Source organism: Methanofollis aquaemaris, from assembly GCF_017357525.1.
GTDB lineage: Archaea > Halobacteriota > Methanomicrobia > Methanomicrobiales > Methanofollaceae > Methanofollis > Methanofollis aquaemaris.
Genome location: NZ_CP036172.1, coordinates 191293 through 210104 on the forward strand (window position 1 = coordinate 191293; position 18812 = coordinate 210104).

15 protein-coding genes are annotated in these 18812 nt (G+C 54.9%); 10 read left to right on the forward strand and 5 right to left on the reverse strand.

Translation table 11 applies throughout. The features are described 5' to 3' along the window. The first annotated feature begins 3 nt into the window (after window positions 1-3). The 10 genes from RJ40_RS00900 (at window position 4) to RJ40_RS00945 (ending at window position 13337) form a co-directional block, all read left to right on the forward strand. A complete protein-coding gene (locus tag RJ40_RS00900) occupies window positions 4-1509 on the forward strand; it encodes a type I restriction-modification system subunit M (RefSeq protein ID WP_265581467.1) in 1506 nt (501 codons plus the stop codon). Beyond that, entirely contained in the window at window positions 1506-2567 is a 1062-nt protein-coding gene (locus RJ40_RS00905) for a virulence RhuM family protein (protein WP_265581468.1), read from the forward strand. The genes RJ40_RS00900 and RJ40_RS00905 overlap by 4 nt, the downstream gene beginning before the upstream one ends. Further along, on the forward strand, window positions 2557-4434 hold the full coding sequence (locus RJ40_RS00910) for an SIR2 family protein (RefSeq protein ID WP_265581469.1): 1878 nt from the start codon (window positions 2557-2559) through the stop codon (window positions 4432-4434). The genes RJ40_RS00905 and RJ40_RS00910 overlap by 11 nt, the downstream gene beginning before the upstream one ends. Beyond that, entirely contained in the window at window positions 4431-6311 is a 1881-nt protein-coding gene (locus RJ40_RS00915) for an SIR2 family protein (protein ID WP_265581470.1), read from the forward strand. The genes RJ40_RS00910 and RJ40_RS00915 overlap by 4 nt, the downstream gene beginning before the upstream one ends. Continuing rightward, window positions 6311-7648 (forward strand): restriction endonuclease subunit S, encoded by a 1338-nt coding sequence (locus RJ40_RS00920; RefSeq protein WP_265581471.1) that lies wholly within the window; start codon window positions 6311-6313, stop codon window positions 7646-7648. Before RJ40_RS00915 ends, RJ40_RS00920 begins: the two co-directional genes overlap by 1 nt. Beyond that, window positions 7629-8606, forward strand: coding sequence for a HEPN domain-containing protein (locus RJ40_RS00925; RefSeq protein WP_265581472.1), 978 nt, complete (start codon window positions 7629-7631; stop codon window positions 8604-8606). The genes RJ40_RS00920 and RJ40_RS00925 overlap by 20 nt, the downstream gene beginning before the upstream one ends. Beyond that, window positions 8603-11560: a type I restriction endonuclease subunit R gene (locus RJ40_RS00930; RefSeq protein ID WP_265581473.1), complete on the forward strand. Its 2958-nt coding sequence runs from the start codon at window positions 8603-8605 to the stop codon at window positions 11558-11560. The genes RJ40_RS00925 and RJ40_RS00930 overlap by 4 nt, the downstream gene beginning before the upstream one ends. Further along, complete coding sequence (locus RJ40_RS00935; protein ID WP_265581474.1) at window positions 11557-12288, forward strand: M48 family metallopeptidase; 732 nt, start codon at window positions 11557-11559, stop codon at window positions 12286-12288. Before RJ40_RS00930 ends, RJ40_RS00935 begins: the two co-directional genes overlap by 4 nt. A 221-nt stretch (window positions 12289-12509) precedes the next feature. Beyond that, window positions 12510-13049, forward strand: a complete 540-nt coding sequence (locus tag RJ40_RS00940; RefSeq protein ID WP_265581475.1) for a hypothetical protein — start codon at window positions 12510-12512, stop codon at window positions 13047-13049. Window positions 13050-13070: 21 nt separating this feature from the next. Continuing rightward, window positions 13071-13337, forward strand: coding sequence for a hypothetical protein (locus RJ40_RS00945; protein ID WP_265581476.1), 267 nt, complete (start codon window positions 13071-13073; stop codon window positions 13335-13337). A gap of 600 nt (window positions 13338-13937) precedes the next feature. On the opposite strand, the gene RJ40_RS00950 is transcribed toward RJ40_RS00945, so the two are convergent. The 5 genes from RJ40_RS00950 to RJ40_RS00970 form a co-directional block, all read right to left on the reverse strand. Next, window positions 13938-14087 (reverse strand): hypothetical protein, encoded by a 150-nt coding sequence (locus RJ40_RS00950; protein WP_265581477.1) that lies wholly within the window; start codon window positions 14085-14087, stop codon window positions 13938-13940. Then, complete coding sequence (locus RJ40_RS00955; RefSeq protein WP_265581478.1) at window positions 14087-14794, reverse strand: hypothetical protein; 708 nt, start codon at window positions 14792-14794, stop codon at window positions 14087-14089. The genes RJ40_RS00950 and RJ40_RS00955 overlap by 1 nt, the downstream gene beginning before the upstream one ends. 53 nt (window positions 14795-14847) lie before the next feature. Beyond that, a complete protein-coding gene (locus RJ40_RS00960) occupies window positions 14848-15948 on the reverse strand; it encodes a hypothetical protein (RefSeq protein ID WP_265581479.1) in 1101 nt (366 codons plus the stop codon). 321 nt (window positions 15949-16269) lie between these two features. Then, window positions 16270-17514, reverse strand: coding sequence for a hypothetical protein (locus tag RJ40_RS00965; RefSeq protein WP_265581480.1), 1245 nt, complete (start codon window positions 17512-17514; stop codon window positions 16270-16272). Further along, complete coding sequence (locus tag RJ40_RS00970; protein ID WP_265581481.1) at window positions 17511-18719, reverse strand: hypothetical protein; 1209 nt, start codon at window positions 18717-18719, stop codon at window positions 17511-17513. Before RJ40_RS00970 ends, RJ40_RS00965 begins: the two co-directional genes overlap by 4 nt. Window positions 18720-18812 lie beyond the last annotated feature (93 nt).

An 18812-nucleotide genomic window follows, 5' to 3' on the forward strand; every position in this document is an offset into this window, starting at 1 on the left:
ATTATGGCGATTATTACGTTTGAAGAAATGAAGAAGAAGAGTTGGGAGGCAGCAGACATTCTCCGCGGCTCGATTAGTTCGACTGATTACAAGGACTATATCCTGGGGATGCTCTTCCTCAAACGACTTTCCGACGTGTTTGAAGAAGAGGCGGAACGGATCGAGCGGGAGATCGGCGATCACGATCTTGCCTGGAACGATCCCGACGAACACCAGTACTATCTCCCCGAAGGGTGCCGGTGGAAAGACATCCAGAAATTGACCGACGAGATCGGGGACGATTTGAACAAGATCGCACAGAAGATCGAGGACCAGAACTCAGTAATGGAAAAAGTCCTTGGGAATATTGATTTTAATTCGTACAAACTCGGGGACGTCAAGCAGCGGGACACCAACCTCTCCGCCCTCATCAAGAACTTTTCTGCCATCCCGATGAGGGACGCTGACCTTGAAAGTCCGGACATGCTTGGTGATGTGTACATGTACCTCATTGAGCGGTTTGCCGACGACGCCGGGAAGAAGGGGGGAGAGTTTTTTACGCCCTATCAGGTCGCGGCTCTAATGGCTCGGATCCTTGAACCAAAAGAGGAGATGCGCATTCATGATCCCTGCTGCGGTTCGGGTGGTGCCGTGATCCAGTGCGCAAGGCTTGTGAAGGAGGAAGGAGGCAACCCGGCAAACCTCACCCTGACCGGGCAGGAGAAGAACATCGGGACCTGGGGCCTCTGCAAGATGAATATGCTCCTCCACGGCTACATAGACGCCGACATCAGGGCCGGGGACACGATCCGGGCGCCGCAGTTTCTGCTTGACGACCATCTTATGCAGTTCGACCGGGTGATCAGCAACCCGCCCTTCTCACTTGACAAGTGGGGCCAGGATACAGCAAAAAAAGATCCGTTCGGCCGGTTCGGGTACGGCGTACCTCCAAAATCAAAGGGAGACTGGGCCTTTGTGCTCCATATGATCAATGTCCTCAATGAGACCGGGAAACTCGCGGTCATCGTGCCGCACGGCGTGCTCTTCCGTGGCGGGGCCGAGGGGAAGATCCGGACGGATGTCCTCAAGGACGACCTGGTGGAGGCAGTGATCGGGCTTGCGCCGAACCTCTTCTTCGGCACGTCGATCCCGGCCGGGATCCTGGTCATCAACAAGGACAAGCCTGCCGAGCGGCAGGGGAAGGTCCTCTTCATCGAGGCTTCGGCCGAGTTCCAGGAAGGGAAGAACCAGAACTGTCTGCGCCAGAAAGACATCGAGAAGATCGTGCAGGTCTACCGCGAGTACCAGGACGTGGAAAAGTTCTGTCGGGTCGTTCCGATGGGGGAGATCGCGGAGAACGACTACAACCTGAACATCACCCGGTACGTGGATACGACGCCCGAGGAGGAGCCTGTCGATGTGGTGGCGGTGGCGCGGGAACTGCACGGCCTGCGCGAGCTCCGCGCCGGGATCGAGGTGGAGATGGACCGGTACCTGGAGGAACTGGGTTATACGGGGCGTTCGGCGTGAGTGGGGAGATGCCGGGACCGATCGAAGGGTCGTCCGAATTTTTACTCTATCAGACCGAAGGGGGAGAGACCCGCGTACAGGTCCGTCTTTTTGAAGGGACGGTCTGGCTGACGCAGCGGTTGATTTCTGAGTTGTACCAGAAGTCGGTCAAGACGATCAACGAGCATATCAAGAACATCTACGAGGAGGGAGAACTCGACCCCCAGGCAACTATCCGGAAATTCCGGATAGTTCAACAGGAGGGTGACCGCCGGGTCGAGCGGTTGGTGGACTTCTACAACCTCGACATGATCCTCGCTGTGGGCTATCGGGTGCGGTCGCACCGGGGAACTCAGTTCAGGCAGTGGGCGACGAAGCAGTTGCGGGAATATGTGGTGAAGGGTTTTGTCCTGGACGACGAGCGCTTGAAAGAGGCCGGCGGGATCGGGGCGGACTACTTCGACGAACTCCTGGAGCGGATTCGCGACATCAGGGCGTCGGAACGGCGGTTCTACCAGAAGATCACCGATATCTATGCGACGAGCGTCGACTACGATTCAAAGCATCCGATGACGATTGAGTTCTTCAAGACGGTGCAGAACAAGATGCACTGGGCGATCCATGGACATACGGCGGCGGAGACGATCTTCCTCCGGGCCGATGGGAGCAAGCCGCACATGGGGCTGACGACCTGGAAAAGTGGTCCAGGAGGAAGGATCCAGAAGGCCGATGTGGGTGTGGCGAAGAACTACCTGACGGAGGAAGAGATCTCGAACCTGAACCTGATCGTGAACCAGTATCTCGACTTCGCCGAGTTCCAGGCCCGCCAACGGCGGGAGATGAGGATGGAGGACTGGATCAAGAAACTCGACGGGTTCTTACGGTTGAATGACCGGAAGGTGCTCAGGAACGCGGGCAAGGTCTCGGCAGAGAAGGCGAAGCGGAAGGCGCAGCAGGAGTTTGAGCGCTACGAGGCACAACGCCGGATCAGGGAGGCGAGCGAACCGACGAGCGACTTTGACCTGATGGTCGATGAGGTCAGGTATCTCTCTGAGGGGAGGGGTGAAGATGAACACTGATGGTGTCGTGCCGGTTGCGTATGCGATGCACGCCTCCCCAAAACGCTACGCTCTGCTTCTCGGGGCGGGGATCTCGGTCGCGGCGGGTCTTCCGAGTGGGAAAGAAGTGACAGCAAAAATGATTCGAGAAATTGCATTGTCACATGAGAGGAGGATTGAAGGAGGCGATGATGCGAAGGTGTGTATTCAATGGTTTACAGATGAATTCGATGAACCACCAACCTTTGATAAACTGATGGCCAAATTGGGGATTGAAGAAGAAAACCGCCGTGAAACACTCCAACCATTTATCCTCCCGACAGATGAAAAAGAAAATCCCCTGCCTGTAAAACCTACTCCGGCACATCGGATGATTGCAGAGTTGGTAAAAGATAAGATCGTGAGTCTCATCATTACAACAAACTTTGATCATCTTCTCGAAAGAGCTATTGAGGATGTAACAGGTATTCGACCCATCGTTGTCCGTTCGGATTCTAATCAAAATGTCATGTCAATATTTCCTGATATCTGCCGTATTGTTAAAGTCAACGGTGATTTCGAGAATTTAGAACTTAAAATTACACCTGAAGATTTAGCATCATATGATGTTGATATAAAAAATTATATTCAGAGAATATGCGCTGAATATGGCCTTGTCATCTGTGGTTGGTCTGGAGACTACGATTATGGACTGAGGGAGATCCTCTCATCTGCAAATTTGCGCAGGTATCCCACATTCTGGTGCCTTCATCCTGACGCGGAAATCCCTGACGACTCCGATCTCATAAAGGCCCTGAAGCCCATACCTATTGAGATAGAGTCTGCAGATCAGTTTTTCACGGATGTGCATACAGTGGTGAGTCGCCTTCAATCAATTGAGCGGGTTCAACCACTCACGGTCTCTGTTGCAATCCGGAAGGTTACCGATGCTCTACAACAGCCTAAACCGGATGTAATCCTTTCTCAGTTAATTCATAATCAGACTGATATCGTACTCAATGGACTTGCTCAGAAGGGTTACGTACCTGCCGGAAATGTTCAGGCCTCGGAGATCTTCAACGATCGGGTGAACACCCTTAGTCGGAAAACCGCTTCCCTTGCAGCAATGTTGGCGACTCTCTCCTACTATGATGACAACTACGCTGATCTTGTGTATGATGATATTGAACGATTGGTAAACGTTCAGTTCGTCGAACCCTTCGCTGAAGGGAAAAGGAATTTAAATGGGGTTCCTTCCAAATCATTTTTCCGAGAATGCCTTTATAATCTTCGCCTGCTGCCCGCGTTGATAGTTATATATTCCTGTGGAATTGCGGCAACCAAGTCCGAACACTTCAATTCGCTGGAAGCGGTTTTCACACCCAAGATACGAAAAGATTACACAGAATATGGGGAGGCTTACTTTGAGTATATCAATATTCACCGGATTTTCAGGTGTAGCGATCTCTGGGTAGAGTTAAATCGCCACCAATTTGATCAATCAGAAGATATCTTCACGTATACATATGAGACGTGTCATGGAATATTAAGAGATCTTATTCCAGGTAACAATCGATATTCTGAAGCATTTGATATTTTTGAATATCTTTATGGTCTCGCATATCTCTCGACGGGTATACGAGATCATGACCATACCTCCGCTGATATCGATTATCAAGAGGCTCACCCTCTGTTTTCCCGCTTCAGGAAAATGCAGGGAAATGTGCTTCCCGACTCCATTCGATCCTATGTCAGTGATTTTGGTGAAAAAATCGAAGGAACCAGATTTTTTGGAGGAGATCCTCAGTTGTTCGAGAGATGCAACAGAAAATTTGCAGAAATATACGGTTTAAACGCACCCAATTCTGGTATTATGAGTGAAGATGTTAATCAAGGGGGGGTATATTGACCCCCGACGATGTCCTGCCGGCGGCCTTTGCCGTGGTTCAATCACCGAAGCGCTACGCCCTGCTCCTGGGCTCCGGGATCTCCCGGGACGCTGGGATCCCGACAGGGTGGGAGATCACCACTGACCGGATCCAGAAGACCGCCGAGGGTTTAGGGGAGACGATCGAGGGGAAGCCTGAGGACTGGTATCAGAAGAAGTATGGTTATAAACCGACTTTTTCTAACCTCTTCAACGGAGTGGATACACCAGCAGACCGGGAGGCGGCGCTGCGCGAGTACTTCACCGTCGGTGGGGCCATCCCTCAGCCGACTGAGGCACACCGGACGATCGCTACGATGGTGAAAGAGGGGCTGATCGGTCTCATCATCACCACGAACTTCGATGACCTGATGGAACAGGCGCTCCGTGATAAGGGCATTAGTCCTGTGGGGATCACGGAAGGGAGTGACCAGGCGAAGATGTCGGTGATCCCTGACCAGTGCCGAGTTATCAAGGTGAACGGGGACTATCCGAACACCTCTCTGAAGATGACGTCGACGGATCTAAAAAATTATAACAAAAAACTTAGCGACTACCTTAAGAGGATATTCTCGGAGTATGGGCTGATAGTCTGCGGGTGGTCGGGGGTAGACGATAAAGGTCTTGTAAAGATTCTCACCCAGAAAAGAGTGGTGCGACGTCACTCCCTCTTCTGGTGTCAGCGAGACACGAAACCAGCGATACCAAGTAAGATCATAAAAAACCTGACCCCAATGATTATTCCGATACAATCTGCGGACGAATTTTTCGGGGAACTGTACACGCGGATCAAGATCCTCCGACGCTACAACAGGACAGAGAGCATGACGGTTGCAACCGCCGTCAAAAAAGTTTGTGACGCATTGAGGGATCCGAGGCCCGATCTGATCCTCTCTGATCTGATCAATACAGAAACAGATCATATCTACCAAGAACTCACATCCCAGAAGTATCTCCCAGAAGAGGGTAGTGAGATTGTTGCACACGAATATTTCAAGAACGTCCTGGAAGAGTTTGAGTGCCTCACAGCCCCTCTGGCCGCCATGACGGCCATGATCGCCTATTACGACGATGGGGGAAATACCGACCTGATAGTGGATGCCATCGAGCGGTTGATCAATGTACCCGGTCCTGATCTCAGGTCTATTCAAAGCATTCAAATTCACGATATTCGTGTAGGCTCTGGGTTCGGAAAAGATTGGTTTTTTGATCTCGTGTGCCAAGTCAGATATTATCCTGCCTTGCTGGTCATCTATGCCGCCGGGATCGCAGCCGTGAAGAAGGGAAATCTAAGCATACTGGAGGCTATTCTTGCACGGCCAAAGATTGAGAAATACATCAATTCCTCGCTACAGAGAGTGCCTTACCATGATGATGTGAATATATGGTCTGCAATGGCGCAGATTCCTGACTGGATCCTGGACTTCAATTATGAGCGGTACGGACAGCATGTGAGTGTCCCTTACTATCTCTACCGCGTCGTTCAGTCGATCCTCCAACCCATCATACGGAACGAACTCGCATATGATGGGGCCTTTGACACCTTTGAGTATCTCTACGGCCTTTCGTACCTTCGTCTGGCTTCTTCTCCACTTGAGGGAAAAAGCGTCACCGAAACCCCTCTCCCCTTACTCTCACGGGTCTGGGTCAATACCGTTAGATTCAACGGAAAGGGTACGTACAGGTTCTCGGATCCGGTCGTCTCCTACCTAAAGGACATTCAGAAAAAGGCAGAAGGGTCTGATTTCTTTGGTGGCGATATCGAGGCATTTGAGAGACGAAACCAGGAGTTTGCTGAGTTTTTCGGGATACGAGCGCCTGAAACCGGGATTGTGTATCTACGGGGGGGGTTGCTATAATGTTCGGCAAGTCGCTGCCCGAAGGCTACAAGCAGACGAAGGTTGGTGTGATCCCGGAGGAGTGGGACGTCGTAAAACTTGGAGATCACACTCTTAAACCAGATTATGGTCTTACAACCTCAGCCGTGTGGGAAAGAGTGGGACCAAAATTTATTCGGATCACTGATATTCAGGACGAAGGAGTCGATTGGTCAACTGTGCCGCATTGTCATTGTTCTGAGAGAGAAAAGGAGAAATATCTCCTAAAGAAAGGGGATATTCTTATTGCAAGGATTGGAGCTACCACTGGAAAGGCCTATGTCTTCTCAGGTGATGAAGATGCAGTCTTTGCATCATATCTAATACGGATTAAAGCGAAGAAAGACCTCTTCCCGTCATACCTTTCGCAATTTACACATTCCGAACCTTACTGGAGACAGATTAACGCTATAAAATCTGGCAAACTAAAAGAGGGAATAAATTCTCCAGAACTTCAAGGCATAATTATCCCCTTCCCTCCTCTCCCCGAACAGCACCGCATCGCCACCATCCTCTCCACCGTCGACGCCGCCATCGCCGCCACCGACGAGGTCATTGCAAAGACGGAGGACCTGAAGCGGGGCCTGATGCAGGCCCTCCTCACGAAGGGTATCGATGAGGAGGGACGGGTGCGCTCCGAGGAGACGCACGTGTTTTGTGAGAAACAGGGGATGCAGGTGCCGGTGGAGTGGGACGTCATTCAATTGAAAGATGCAATTTCTGAAAAGTTACAGAGCGGATACTCTGGCCCAGAAACAGACGAAAATGATGGATTAAGAGCATTAACACTTACAGCAGTAACAGAAAACAGGATAGATATTAGCAATACAAAATATATCAAAGCAGATTATGAAAAAGTAAAAAATCTCTTTATCAGAAAAAATGACATCTTCATCGAAAGATCAAATACATTACAATTCGTTGGTCTTGTAGCTTTATACGAGGGAGATGAATCTTTTGCGATTTACCCGGATATATTGGTTCGAGCACGAGCAAAATCGGATCTAGTATTACCAAAGATCCTCTTTGAAATTATATTGCATCCCAGAAGCCGGACTTACTTCCAGCGATCCGCAAAGGGAACATCCGGAAGTATGAAAAAGATCGATCAAAAAATTATCGGGAATCTATATCTCCCTCTTCCCCCTCTCCCCGAACAGCACCGCATCGCCGCCGTCCTCTCCACCGTCGACCGCGACCTCGCCGTCGAGCGTGACCACCGCGCCCATCTCCAGACCCTCAAGAAGGGCCTGATGCAGGACCTCCTCACCGGACGCACGCGGGTGCCCCTCAACGGGGGTGGCCCCCGCGGCGTATGAAGAGGACACCGTCCCTTTCCCCGACCGCCTCCTCTTCATGGCCACGGAAGACCTCGACGCCTCCATCGTCCTCTACGATGCAGGTCATTACCCCCAGTCGGTCTTCTACCTCCAGCAAGCGGTCGAGAAGGCGGCGAAGTCGTTCTCGATCCGGTTCGGGATCATCTCCGAGAAGGATGCAGCCCTTCGTATCGGGCATAAACCCCTCAACATCGTCAGGAAGACCACGAAGACCTTCACCACGGGCCTCAGGTCCCTGCCCAAAGAACCCGAAGCCCTGGCGCATTTCTCCGGTCTGGGGTTTGACCTCCCGAAGATCATCGAGAACGTCGACCTCATCGAGAGCGGGATCAACACCTATCTGAATTCGATCGAAACGTTCGATCTCTCTGAGGCAGACACCCACGAGATCGTTGCCGCACTCAAAAGCACACACGACTCCTGCGATCAGGCCCTGCAGAACCTTGACACCAAGGGCATCCCCGACGCCGCCTACGAGCAGATGGTCATGCACCTTGAGCAGACCTATCGCTCATGCTATGCCTCTCTTGAGATCCCCGAGGCAAAGAAGGCAGAACTGATCGAAGGGATCCCGGAGATCACCCGCGAGATCCTGGGCAAGAAGGACCAGGTGGAACTTGTCATTTTCATGGCCCTGACCCTGACAGAACCCCTGTTCCTCCTCTTCCACCTCGCCCGTGCCACCGGGCCGCATGCCGTCAAGGCACGGTATCCGGACGCAAAAACAGCGTTCGACCCCCTCGCCTACTACACCCCCGATCGGCCCATCGTCGCCGCCCTTCCAGAATTCCACACCTACACCCGGACCGCCCTCGACCGCCTTGATCATCTCTACGACCTCGTCGGAACGCCGGCCGACGAAAAAGACCGAGAGCCCGCCGCACCGATACACGAACTCTGTGCGATACCCGCCACGCTCCAGGAGAACCACCCATGACCCACGACCTCAAAGAAAAGACCGAAGTCGAAGACCCCGCCATCGAGGTGCTCACCCAACACCTCGGCTGGACCGAACAAACCGCCCAGGAAGCCGACAAACTCCGCCCCTCGCGGAAAGAGCCGGTCCTCGTCGAACTCCTCAAAGAGAAGATCCAGGACCTCAACCCCTGGATCTCAGAAGAAAACGCTGACCGCGTCGTCCGTCATATCACCACCCTCCCGGCCACGTCAGTCCTCGAAGCCAACGAAAAAATCCATGCCATGCTTGACCTCGGCACCACCGTCCAGCAGGACCTCGGCGACGGATGGGGCGAACGGAGTCGGACCGTCAGGCTCATCGACTACGACACCATCGAAAACAACGACTTCACCGTCATCAGACAGTATCCCGTCGAACACTACTCACCCTGCATCCCTGACATCGTCCTCTTCGTCAACGGCATCCCGGTCACCGTCATAGAGTGCAAAAGCCCCTACATCAACAAGGCGATGGCCGAGGGCCTCAAACAACTCAACCGATACCAGGAAAACGGTTCAAAGTTCAGAAACCAGGGATGCCCGCAACTCTTCAGGACCGCCCAGATCCTCATCGCCACCCACAAACTGGTCGCCAAGGCCGGGACCAACTACGCCCCGCTACGCCACTGGTCTGAGTGGAAAGACCCCTGGCCGCTGACCCTCGAGGACCTCACCCTCACCCTCGGCAGACTCCCTACCTCCCAGGACACCCTGCTCTTTGGCACCTGCTCGAAGGAAAATCTCCTCGACCTCATCAGGAACTGCACCGTCTTTGAGCGTGAAGCCGGCCAGGCGGTCAAGAAAATGGCCAAGTATCAGCAGTTCAGGGCCACCGACAAAATCCTCAAACAGGTCACCGCACCCAAACGCAAAGGCGGGTTTGTCTGGCACTGGCAGGGAAGCGGGAAGAGCCTCACCATGGAGTTCACCGCCGTCAAACTCCGGCGGAACAAAGCCCTTGCCAACCCGACCATCGTCGTCGTCACCGACAGGACCGACCTTGACCAGCAGATCCACGGCACCTTCCTCCACTGCGGCTTCCCCAACCCCACCAACGCCAGCAGCGCCGCCGACCTCAAGGAGACCCTCTCCCATCCTGTCGGCCAGACCGTCATGACCACCATCCAGAAATTCCAGGACGCCGCCGCAGTCTACCCCACCCTCACCAAGGAGAAGAACGTCTTCGTCCTCGTCGACGAGGCGCACCGCAGCCAGTACAACATCCTGGCGGCCAACATGCGCAAGGCCCTCCCGAACGCCTGCTTCATCGGCTTCACCGGCACCCCTGTCTCTCAGAAAAAGCGCGACACCTTTGCCGAGTTCGGTGACTGCATCGACCGCTACGATCACCGGCAGTCGGTCACGGACAAGATCACCGTCCCGATCTACTATGAAAGCAGGCTGCCGAAACTCTCCATCACCGGCAACAACCTGAAAGATCTCTCGGAGCGCCTCTTCGGCGGCTACTCCGACGAACAGCAGGCGGCCTTCGCCAGGAAGTACGTCACCAAGACCGCCATCGCCATCGCACCCGACCGGGTCAGAAAGATCTGTGAAAACCTCCTCGACCACTACCAGACCCAGATCGAACCCAACGGATTCAAGGCCCAGATCGTCGCCCCCAACCGTCTCGGGGCGGTCCGGTATAAAGAGGCGCTCGAAGCCCTCGGCAGACATGACTGTGCCGTCCTCATCTCCACGATGCACAACGATGAAGAGCGGTTCAAACCCTACCACACCTCAAAGACCGAGGAACAGGAGATCATCCGCCGGTTCAAAGAAGACGACGACCTGAATATCATCGTGGTCTGCGACAAACTTCTCACCGGCTTCGACGCCCCGCGAGAACAGGTGATGTACCTTGACGGTCCCCTCAAGGAGCACACCCTTCTCCAGGCCATGGGCCGGGTGAACCGTCGGCACAAAGGCAAAGAGTACGGCCTTGTAGTCGACTACTGGGGCCTTGGCGACGCCCTCCGGGACGCCCTCAGCATGTACGACGACGATGACATCGAGGGCATGGTCCACACCGACTTCAAAAAAGAGATCCTTCCCCACCTCCAGGCGGCCCACCGTGCCGCCATGAACTTCTTCGCACCGGTGCCGAGGATGAACAGGGACGAGGACTACAAACAGGCCTGTATCCTCTACCTCAAGCCCGAAGACTACCGGATCTCCTTCGACCAGAAATTCAAACGGTTCTCCCAGTACCTTGACGTGCTCCTCCCCGACCCCGAGGCCCTGCGCTATGTGCCAGACCTCAAATTACTCGCCGACATCCGCATTGGGGCGCGGAACATGTTCAGCGAGGACGACGACCCGATCGAAGACCTCGGGGCAAAGGTACAAAAGTTCATCGACGACCATCTCAGGGCCGACGGGATTCTCAGGGTCTGTGAACCGATATCCCTTTACTCGACGAATTTTGAGACCGAAGTGGGACGGCTCAATTCGGACGACGCCAAGGCGAGCATGATCGAGCATGCCGTCAAGCGGGAGATCCATCTCAAACTCGATGAAGACCCGGTCTTCTATGAAGACCTGCTGGCCCGCCTGAACCGGATCATTGAGGACTACGAGCAGGATCGGATCACCAGTGCCGAGCGCCTCACCCGCCTCACCGGGGTTCTCGACGATGTCAAACATCCGCAGAGACATGCCGAGACCCTGGGCCTCGACCCTGAGGTCGCACCCTTCTATCGGGTGATGGCGGCAGATATCGAGGATCCGGAACCTCTCAAGGAGGCGGCGACAGAGATCTGTGCGGTCATCAAGGAATATGCCGTGATCGACTGGCAAAAGAAAGAGGACACCAAGCGGGTGATGCGCCAGAAGATCAAGCGGGTGCTCAGGTCAGTAGGGTATCCGAAGGATCGGGTCCATGACACGGCCGTCAATCTTGTCGATCTGGCCGTACGGAGATATCGGGGATGACCGAGACAGGGAGCATACAGTTCGGGACGACGACGATCCGGTACACCATCTCCTTCAGTCCCCGGCGACAGAAGGTGGCGATTGCAGTCTATCCGGACACGACGGTGACCGTGACGGTTCCGACCGGCACGTCCCCGGAGAAGGTCCGGGACCTGGTCCATAGGAAGGCCCCCTGGATCCTGGAACAGATCGGGGCGTTCGATCACCTCGCCATGATGGACGCCTCCAAGGAGTATGTCGGCGGTGAGACGTTTCTCTACCTGGGCCGGCAGTATCGGTTGAAGATCGTCACCGGCGAAGAGAAACCGTCGGTAAAACTGGTGGGCGGATATTTCGTGGTGACCGTGCCCGCCGGCGTGCGTCCTGAGGAGCAGAGAGATCTGGTCAGGTGTACTCTCTGTGCATGGTACAAAGAGCACGCCCTGCAGCGGGTGCGTGAGGTGGTGCGTACCTATGCGCGGCGGCTTCACCTCGACCCCCCTGAGGTGAGGATCAAGCACCAACTGAAGCGGTGGGGGAGTTGCACCAAGGACGGTGTGCTCAACGTCAATGTCCTGATTCTCATGGCGCCGATGTCGCAGGTGGAGTATGTGGTCGCCCATGAACTCTGCCACCTGCGGCATAAGGACCATTCGGTCGAGTTCTGGGATCTGCTTCGGTTGGTGATGCCAGACTATGAGATCAGGAAGGAGAGGTTGCGGAAGGAAGGGTGGAGGTATGTGTTATGAGTGATGTGGAGGATGAGCCGTTTCTCAATATTTAGGGTGATGAATTATTGAGTGAAATTCGAGACAACGTTGAGGAGAATCTCTTGCTTTTACCTCTGTTTTACAATCCTTATGTTGGACCATTTCTGAGTAATGGGAATTTATTCTACCTCTATGCTGAGTCCTACTGATGTATTGTGTATGGACAGTATCATGCTGGGATCCTTCTGATAGGGCAGTTGATGGAATTTACTGTCTTTGAGATTATCAGAGTGCATACAGGAAAACGATATAAAGGCAATTTTGCGTCAGCGTTAGACTTCGCAGCGGGCAGGATCAAAGACTCACCTCAACCATATATCATTCATCCAGAGATTGTTGATCGGATCAAAACCCTGAAAAACAGTATTAGGAATCCATACACTCATGGAGATCTCAAAAAAATCCTCAAAGGGCAAACCGCAACAGGGGTTATGTTTAAAATTGGGACTAAACCTGAAAATTTACTCAAAAACATTGAAAAAACAGTGAATTCGTTTGAAAGCGGAACGATGCCATATTCTGAATTTAATCCTGCTGATGACCCTTCTATTGCTTCATACTTCAAAAAAGATGTTGATAAGAAGCGGTGTTTTAGACTGGCCTGGGAATATTATCCATTATTTGATCTTCTCTTGGATCAGTATCTCAACGGGGAGGTTCAGAAAAATTATGTCAAACAGTATGGATCTCCCTATGCTCATATGTCTCTAGTTGACGTTACTTCTGATGATAAAGAATAGTTCAATCTCTACCAGTGTGTCGTGAGGCGGTTCCGCCCTGACTTCCTGATCCGCCTCACCAAAGACGAATATCTCGTCCTCGAAACAAAGGGCCGGGACGACCAACAGAACCGCACCAAACGGGCCACCCTTGCCGGGCGGTTCAGGCCCGTCAACGCCCACGGTGGGCTTGGCACCCGGCACGCCGACGTCTCATTCAACCCGGCCGATGTGGACGGGATCATCGCACAATATGCACCCGACCATCGTGCTGGCAAGGTAGGCCATGCAAAAAGCCCGGCAGCGTGAGCAGGCACCTCGCTTCCCTCACTTTTTCCGATACACGTTCAACCCGATCTTGATCTCCTCATTCCCCGGCACCGAGATGTTCTCCTCGGTCGAGGCTTTCGTGATCACCAGCCTATCCCCCCAGTCTCATATCGACATTTTTCATTTCTCAGCAACTCCCATACATCGGTTCACCGCCCCTTCGACGGAACTGCCGAAATCAAACCACAGAACACCTCCTGCACTATCTCCCACGCTCGCCCCTATCTCTGAATTTATGGTGGATCTCGGGAGTCGATCCACTGCAGGGATCTGCTCATCGAGGCCCCCGCCGACAGAAAGACGCCCCCCTCCCCTCCCAGATAAAGCCCAATTTGCCCTTCTTTTCCGCTTTTCTCCCCATTCTCAGATCCCAAAATCGCCCGCCCCCTAAACCCGCAGATCTCCCTCAGATCGGAAAAATCAGACAAATTCACCCATTATATCGCAAAGATTCCGGCCCCGATCCGCCCGAGGTGAATCCCACCAACCCCCTTGAAAGCGCCCATCCTGAGGCGTCGTGAGGGGCGTTTTCCTCGGGCAATTCAGCGAAAAACCCTCAATGGAGAGCCGTTTGTGCCCCTATAACTTCTCCCCTTCAGGGGCCGGTTTTGTACAATACCGGTATCCCCCCGCCGCCTGCCCGGTCACGACCACCGAGCCGTACCGCAGGAACGAATACTTCCACCACACGATCCCCAGGCAGAAGAGAAAGACCACACTCCCAAACATCAGGACACCGACCCAGCCGAGAGTGCGCAGGATCCGGAGCCAGACGCCGCACCCACCGCACAGACCAGGAGCACCCCGGCACCGGTGCAGCAGCGGGTGAGCAGATCGCCGGGCGCCCGGCCAGCAAGCACCTCCCCGGTGACGCCGTCGATGGTGGCCTGGTAGGGCCGGCCCCGGTAGGTGTAGCGGGCCACCCAGAGCGGATACGAGACGAGCGTGCTCTCAAGGAGATCGGTGTAGACCTCTCTGGGGGAATCTCGGTGCTTTTCTTTGAGCATTCCGGCGACGCTCTCTTCGACCATCTTCTTCTGCCTCGCCAGGGCCTCCTCCTCCGAAACCGTGGCATCGAGTTCGGGTTCCACGCACCAGTTGTCGGGCACCGCCTCGCCGCGGAGAGACGGCAGAAACGAGACCTCGAACTCGCCGGCATCGCAGGCCGCATCGGTCTTCTCAAGGGGTATCTCATAGACCACTTTGACCGGCGACCGCCTGAAGGACTCGACGAGGGAGACATCCACATAGGCGGTCGCCCCCCATTTCGTGCTCCAGAACGGCACATAGTGTGTAGTGCATGCGGTGACCGTCCCGGATTTTTCAAGACCGCGTGCCTTCGGCCCGTCCTGCCACCAGTCCTTGAGAACCTCGACCGCCTCCGCACGGTCGAGAGTATTTTTGAACCTGAGTTTTTGTTGGGGGTGCGAGGTCATCGGTATCTCCTCTCAGGGTGCCAGTTCGAAAGAGAGCAGAGCAGAGATCACCGTCACCACTCCTTTTCCCTCTGCATAGGACGCGTATTCCTGGCCCGGCGCCTGGCCTCCTTATCCCATGCAGGGTTGTACCAGGACGTGCATGAGATGACATAGGCGACCAGTCCTGCCACGGCCGCGACCAGTGCCGGCCACATCCTCCAGTGGTAGAACGCCAGTCCCCCGCCGACCATGAAGAGAAAACCGAGAACGACACCGGCAGTCGCGGTGTTGTTCTCCGGAGGCAGACTTTCCGGAGAATCCCTGTACCCGCCATATACGTCGCCGGCGGAGATCTCGGCGCCATGGCGGGAGAAGGCGAAGGCGTCGAGGACCGGGGCCCAGCCATACAGCATGATCATAGGCATGGCAAGAATGAGGAGAAACATGTCAAGATCAGAAACCGAGCCGGCATCACGAAAAATAGATCTCTCCAATACAACGACCCACACCACGGCCGTCAGGATGCTGACGGCCGTGGCGGCGACGAACGCGAAGATTCTCCTGAACCGATCTCCCGGCGCCCGGCCGGCGACGACGCTGCCGGTCACCCCGTCGACCGTGGCGAAATAGGTGCGGTCGGCATAGGCATACCGCACCATCCAGAAGGGATAGATGAGCAGCGTGCTCTCGGGATGCCAGAGAAATAACTTGTGCCCGGTGATATGGGGGATGCCGGAATGCTTCTGCGCCCCGTACTTCAACGCCCTCTTCCCCTCTGCGATCCCTTCGTCCTGCGGGACGGTCACCTGCCCGGTGAAGACGTCGGAGGGCACCGTCTCGCCGAAGAGATTTCTGAGATACAAAACCCCGAGTGCGCTCGTATCGCATGCCGCCCCGGTCCAGACGAAATCTCTGTCGAAGGTCGTCTTCATCGGTATTTTCTCATGTGAGTTTTCGTCATATTCGATCCGGTAGCCCTCCACGCGACCTTTGAGACAGGCGGAGAGTCTCCAGAACGGAAAATATTTCAGCCGGCATTCAATCACCCGGGCCTGGTCCCTCAGGTCCCCGGCCATCAACCTGCCGCCCCACCAGACACGCACCGCGTCGAGCGCCTGCCTCCGGGTGACCGTGCACGTGAAGAGCAGCGTCTGAGTATCGGGTTCTACCATCGGGGGACGGGCGTCGTTCACCGGAGAGGGCGGTCGCTCCCTGGATGAGATCGGAGCCCTGCAGTGCAGGCACGATAAGAACATCGGCAAGGTGTCCGTCATATTATCCCGGACGACGGGCGAGAGGTCTCAGGGTCCACTCCGGGCAACCACAGGCCCCTGCTCATCTCCCGCCGTCATCATACCGGTTAGAAGTTCACCATGAAGGATAAGATTTCTCGAAATATCTTATGTGCCGCACAATATACTATAGAGACTATTTTGCCGGGGTGGATCTCTCGCCTGAAAATGTTTTTTCCCGAAGAATGACGGGCACGCGGATCACCCCTTCTCCACAGGCCAGGTGTCTCTGGCCCAGTGCCTGCCCACTTTTTCCCATGCAGGGTTGTACAGGGACACGCCCGAGACGATATAGACGACCAGCCCTGCCGCGGCCGCGACCAATCCCGGCCACCTCCCTTCATTGAAAAACACAAACCCCCCGACGACCATCATACCAAACCCCGGAAGGATGCCGCCAATCGCTCTCGCATTCCTTGAAGGCGCATGCTCCGAGGTATACCTGAACCTGTACCCGCCATGCAGATCGCCGGAGGAGATCTCGGCACCATACCAGGAGAGCGCGAAGACGTCAAGGACAATGCCCCAGCCGGCCGCCATAAGGACTGCCAGAATAACAGCGAACCATACAATGTCGCCAAAAATTTCTGAGAAATAACCGGCAGACCCCGGAAATACCACTTCCATCAGGTAAATCCACACCGGGACCGCGAGGAAGGTGACGGTCGTGGCGGCGACGAACGCACAGATTCGCCAGAATAGACTGCCGGGCGCACGGCCGGCGATGATGTCGCCGGTGACGCCGTCGACCGTGGCGAAATACGTGCGGCCGGCATAGGCATACCGCACGATCCAGAACGGATAGATGAGCAGAGTGTTCTCGCAATCAGAGAAATGTAACTCATGCTCCGTGATGGTGGGGATCTCGGAATGCATCAGCACCCCATATTCGAGACCGGCGATACCCTCGGAGACGGCGTCTGTCCGGGGAACGATCACCTCCGGGACTCGTCCGGTGAAGGCCCCGACATCGTAGGGCCCGGTCTCACCGTCGAGATTGCGGAGATAGTAGATCCCGAGATCGCTCGCGTCACAGGCGATCTCGGTCCAGACAAAGTCATCGTCGACGGATTCCTCCACCGGCACATTAACTTCGGATTCGGTCTTGTAACCCTTCACAAAGCCGGTAAGATGGGCCGTGAGTTTCCAGAACGGGAAATATTTCAACTGACAGTCGGTGACCTGCGCCCGATCTCTCAGGTTCCATGTCATCAGGATGCCGCCCCACCAGGCACGCACTGCTTCGATCGCGAGGTCGCCGGTGATCGTGCGCGTGAAGAGCAGCGATCGAGTGGTCTGTTCGATCTCTGAGAGACAGGCGTCGCAGAGAGCGGGGTCAGGAAACTTCTCAGATATAAGGGGGCCGCCGCAGTGGGGGCAGGACACGGTCTCCTCCTGTTCGTCCGTCATACTCCCGGAGAGACGGCAGGGCGAGACGCAGGTCACGTCTCCTCCTTCAGAGGATAGTCCTCATGCACCCAGCGTCTGCTGGCTGTTCCGGCTGCAGGGTTGTACATGGACAGAAAGGGGACGATGTACGCAACCAGTGCCGGGATGGCCATGGCCAGTACCTTCCAACTCCATCCATAGCAAATAGCAAACCCGCTGAGGACCATGAAGTAGAACCCGGTACCGATACTGATGTATGCGATCTCAGAAACGCGTGGGTATGCATCTTCAGAAGGAGACCGGTACCCGCCGTCCACCTCTCCGCAGGTGATCTCGGCACCGTACCGGGAACGGGCGAGGGCTTCACGGACCATCAAGAGGAGTTTCAGGATTACCAGTACCAGAACAAAAGGTAAGATAAAGATGACGACCAGGCACCAGGGACCAAGAGATTTGAAATTGAAAAGAAGTTCCAGGTAAAAGATCCCGATCACAGTCGCCAGAAAGGTGACGGTCACGGCTTTGAAGAACGCAAAAATTCTCCTGAATAAAGTTCCCGGCGCACGGCCGGAGACGAGGTCGCCGGTGACGCCGTCGACCGTGGCGAAATAATGATTTCGGCCATAGGTGTAACGCACGATCCAGAACGGGTAGACGAGCAGACCGCTCTCCAGATGCCGGAGGCGTACCTCGTCTGCGGTAATGTTGGGTACACCTGAATATCTCAGCATTCCATAGCGGAGTGCTCTCAAACCCTCTGCAAAACCCTCTGCCGGCGGGACGGTCGTCTCCACAACCCGGGCGGTGCAGGCGCCTGAAGATATCGTTTCACCGATCAGATTCCTGATATAATAAATTCCGAGACCGCCCGTATCGCTCGCGGCCCCGGTCCAGACAAAGTTGTTGTTAAGAACCACCACCATCGGCACTTTATGATCTGAGCTATCGGTGGATTCGATCCTGTAGCCCATCACGTAGCCGGCGATGTGGACGGCGAGTCCCCAGAAGGGAAGATAGTTCAGTCGGCACTCGGTCACCTGCGCCTTCGTCGCGAGGTCGCCGGCGATCAACGGGTCTTCCCACCAGGTCCGGACAATTTCGAGCGCTTCGTCCCGCATGATCCTGCTCGTGAAGAAGACCGGTTGAACTTCTTTCTCCATCTTCGCGAGACAGGCGTCGCAGAGAGGAGGGGCCTGCCGCCCCTCAGGTGAAAGAGGGGCGCCGCAGTGTGGGCAGGACGTCGCATCCGGCAACGCGGTCATGATAGATCCCGGAAATCGTTCTCAGTACATTTCTGAGATTCAAGATCGAAAATAAACATTCTCGAAAGATCTTATGGGCGGGAATATATTCTA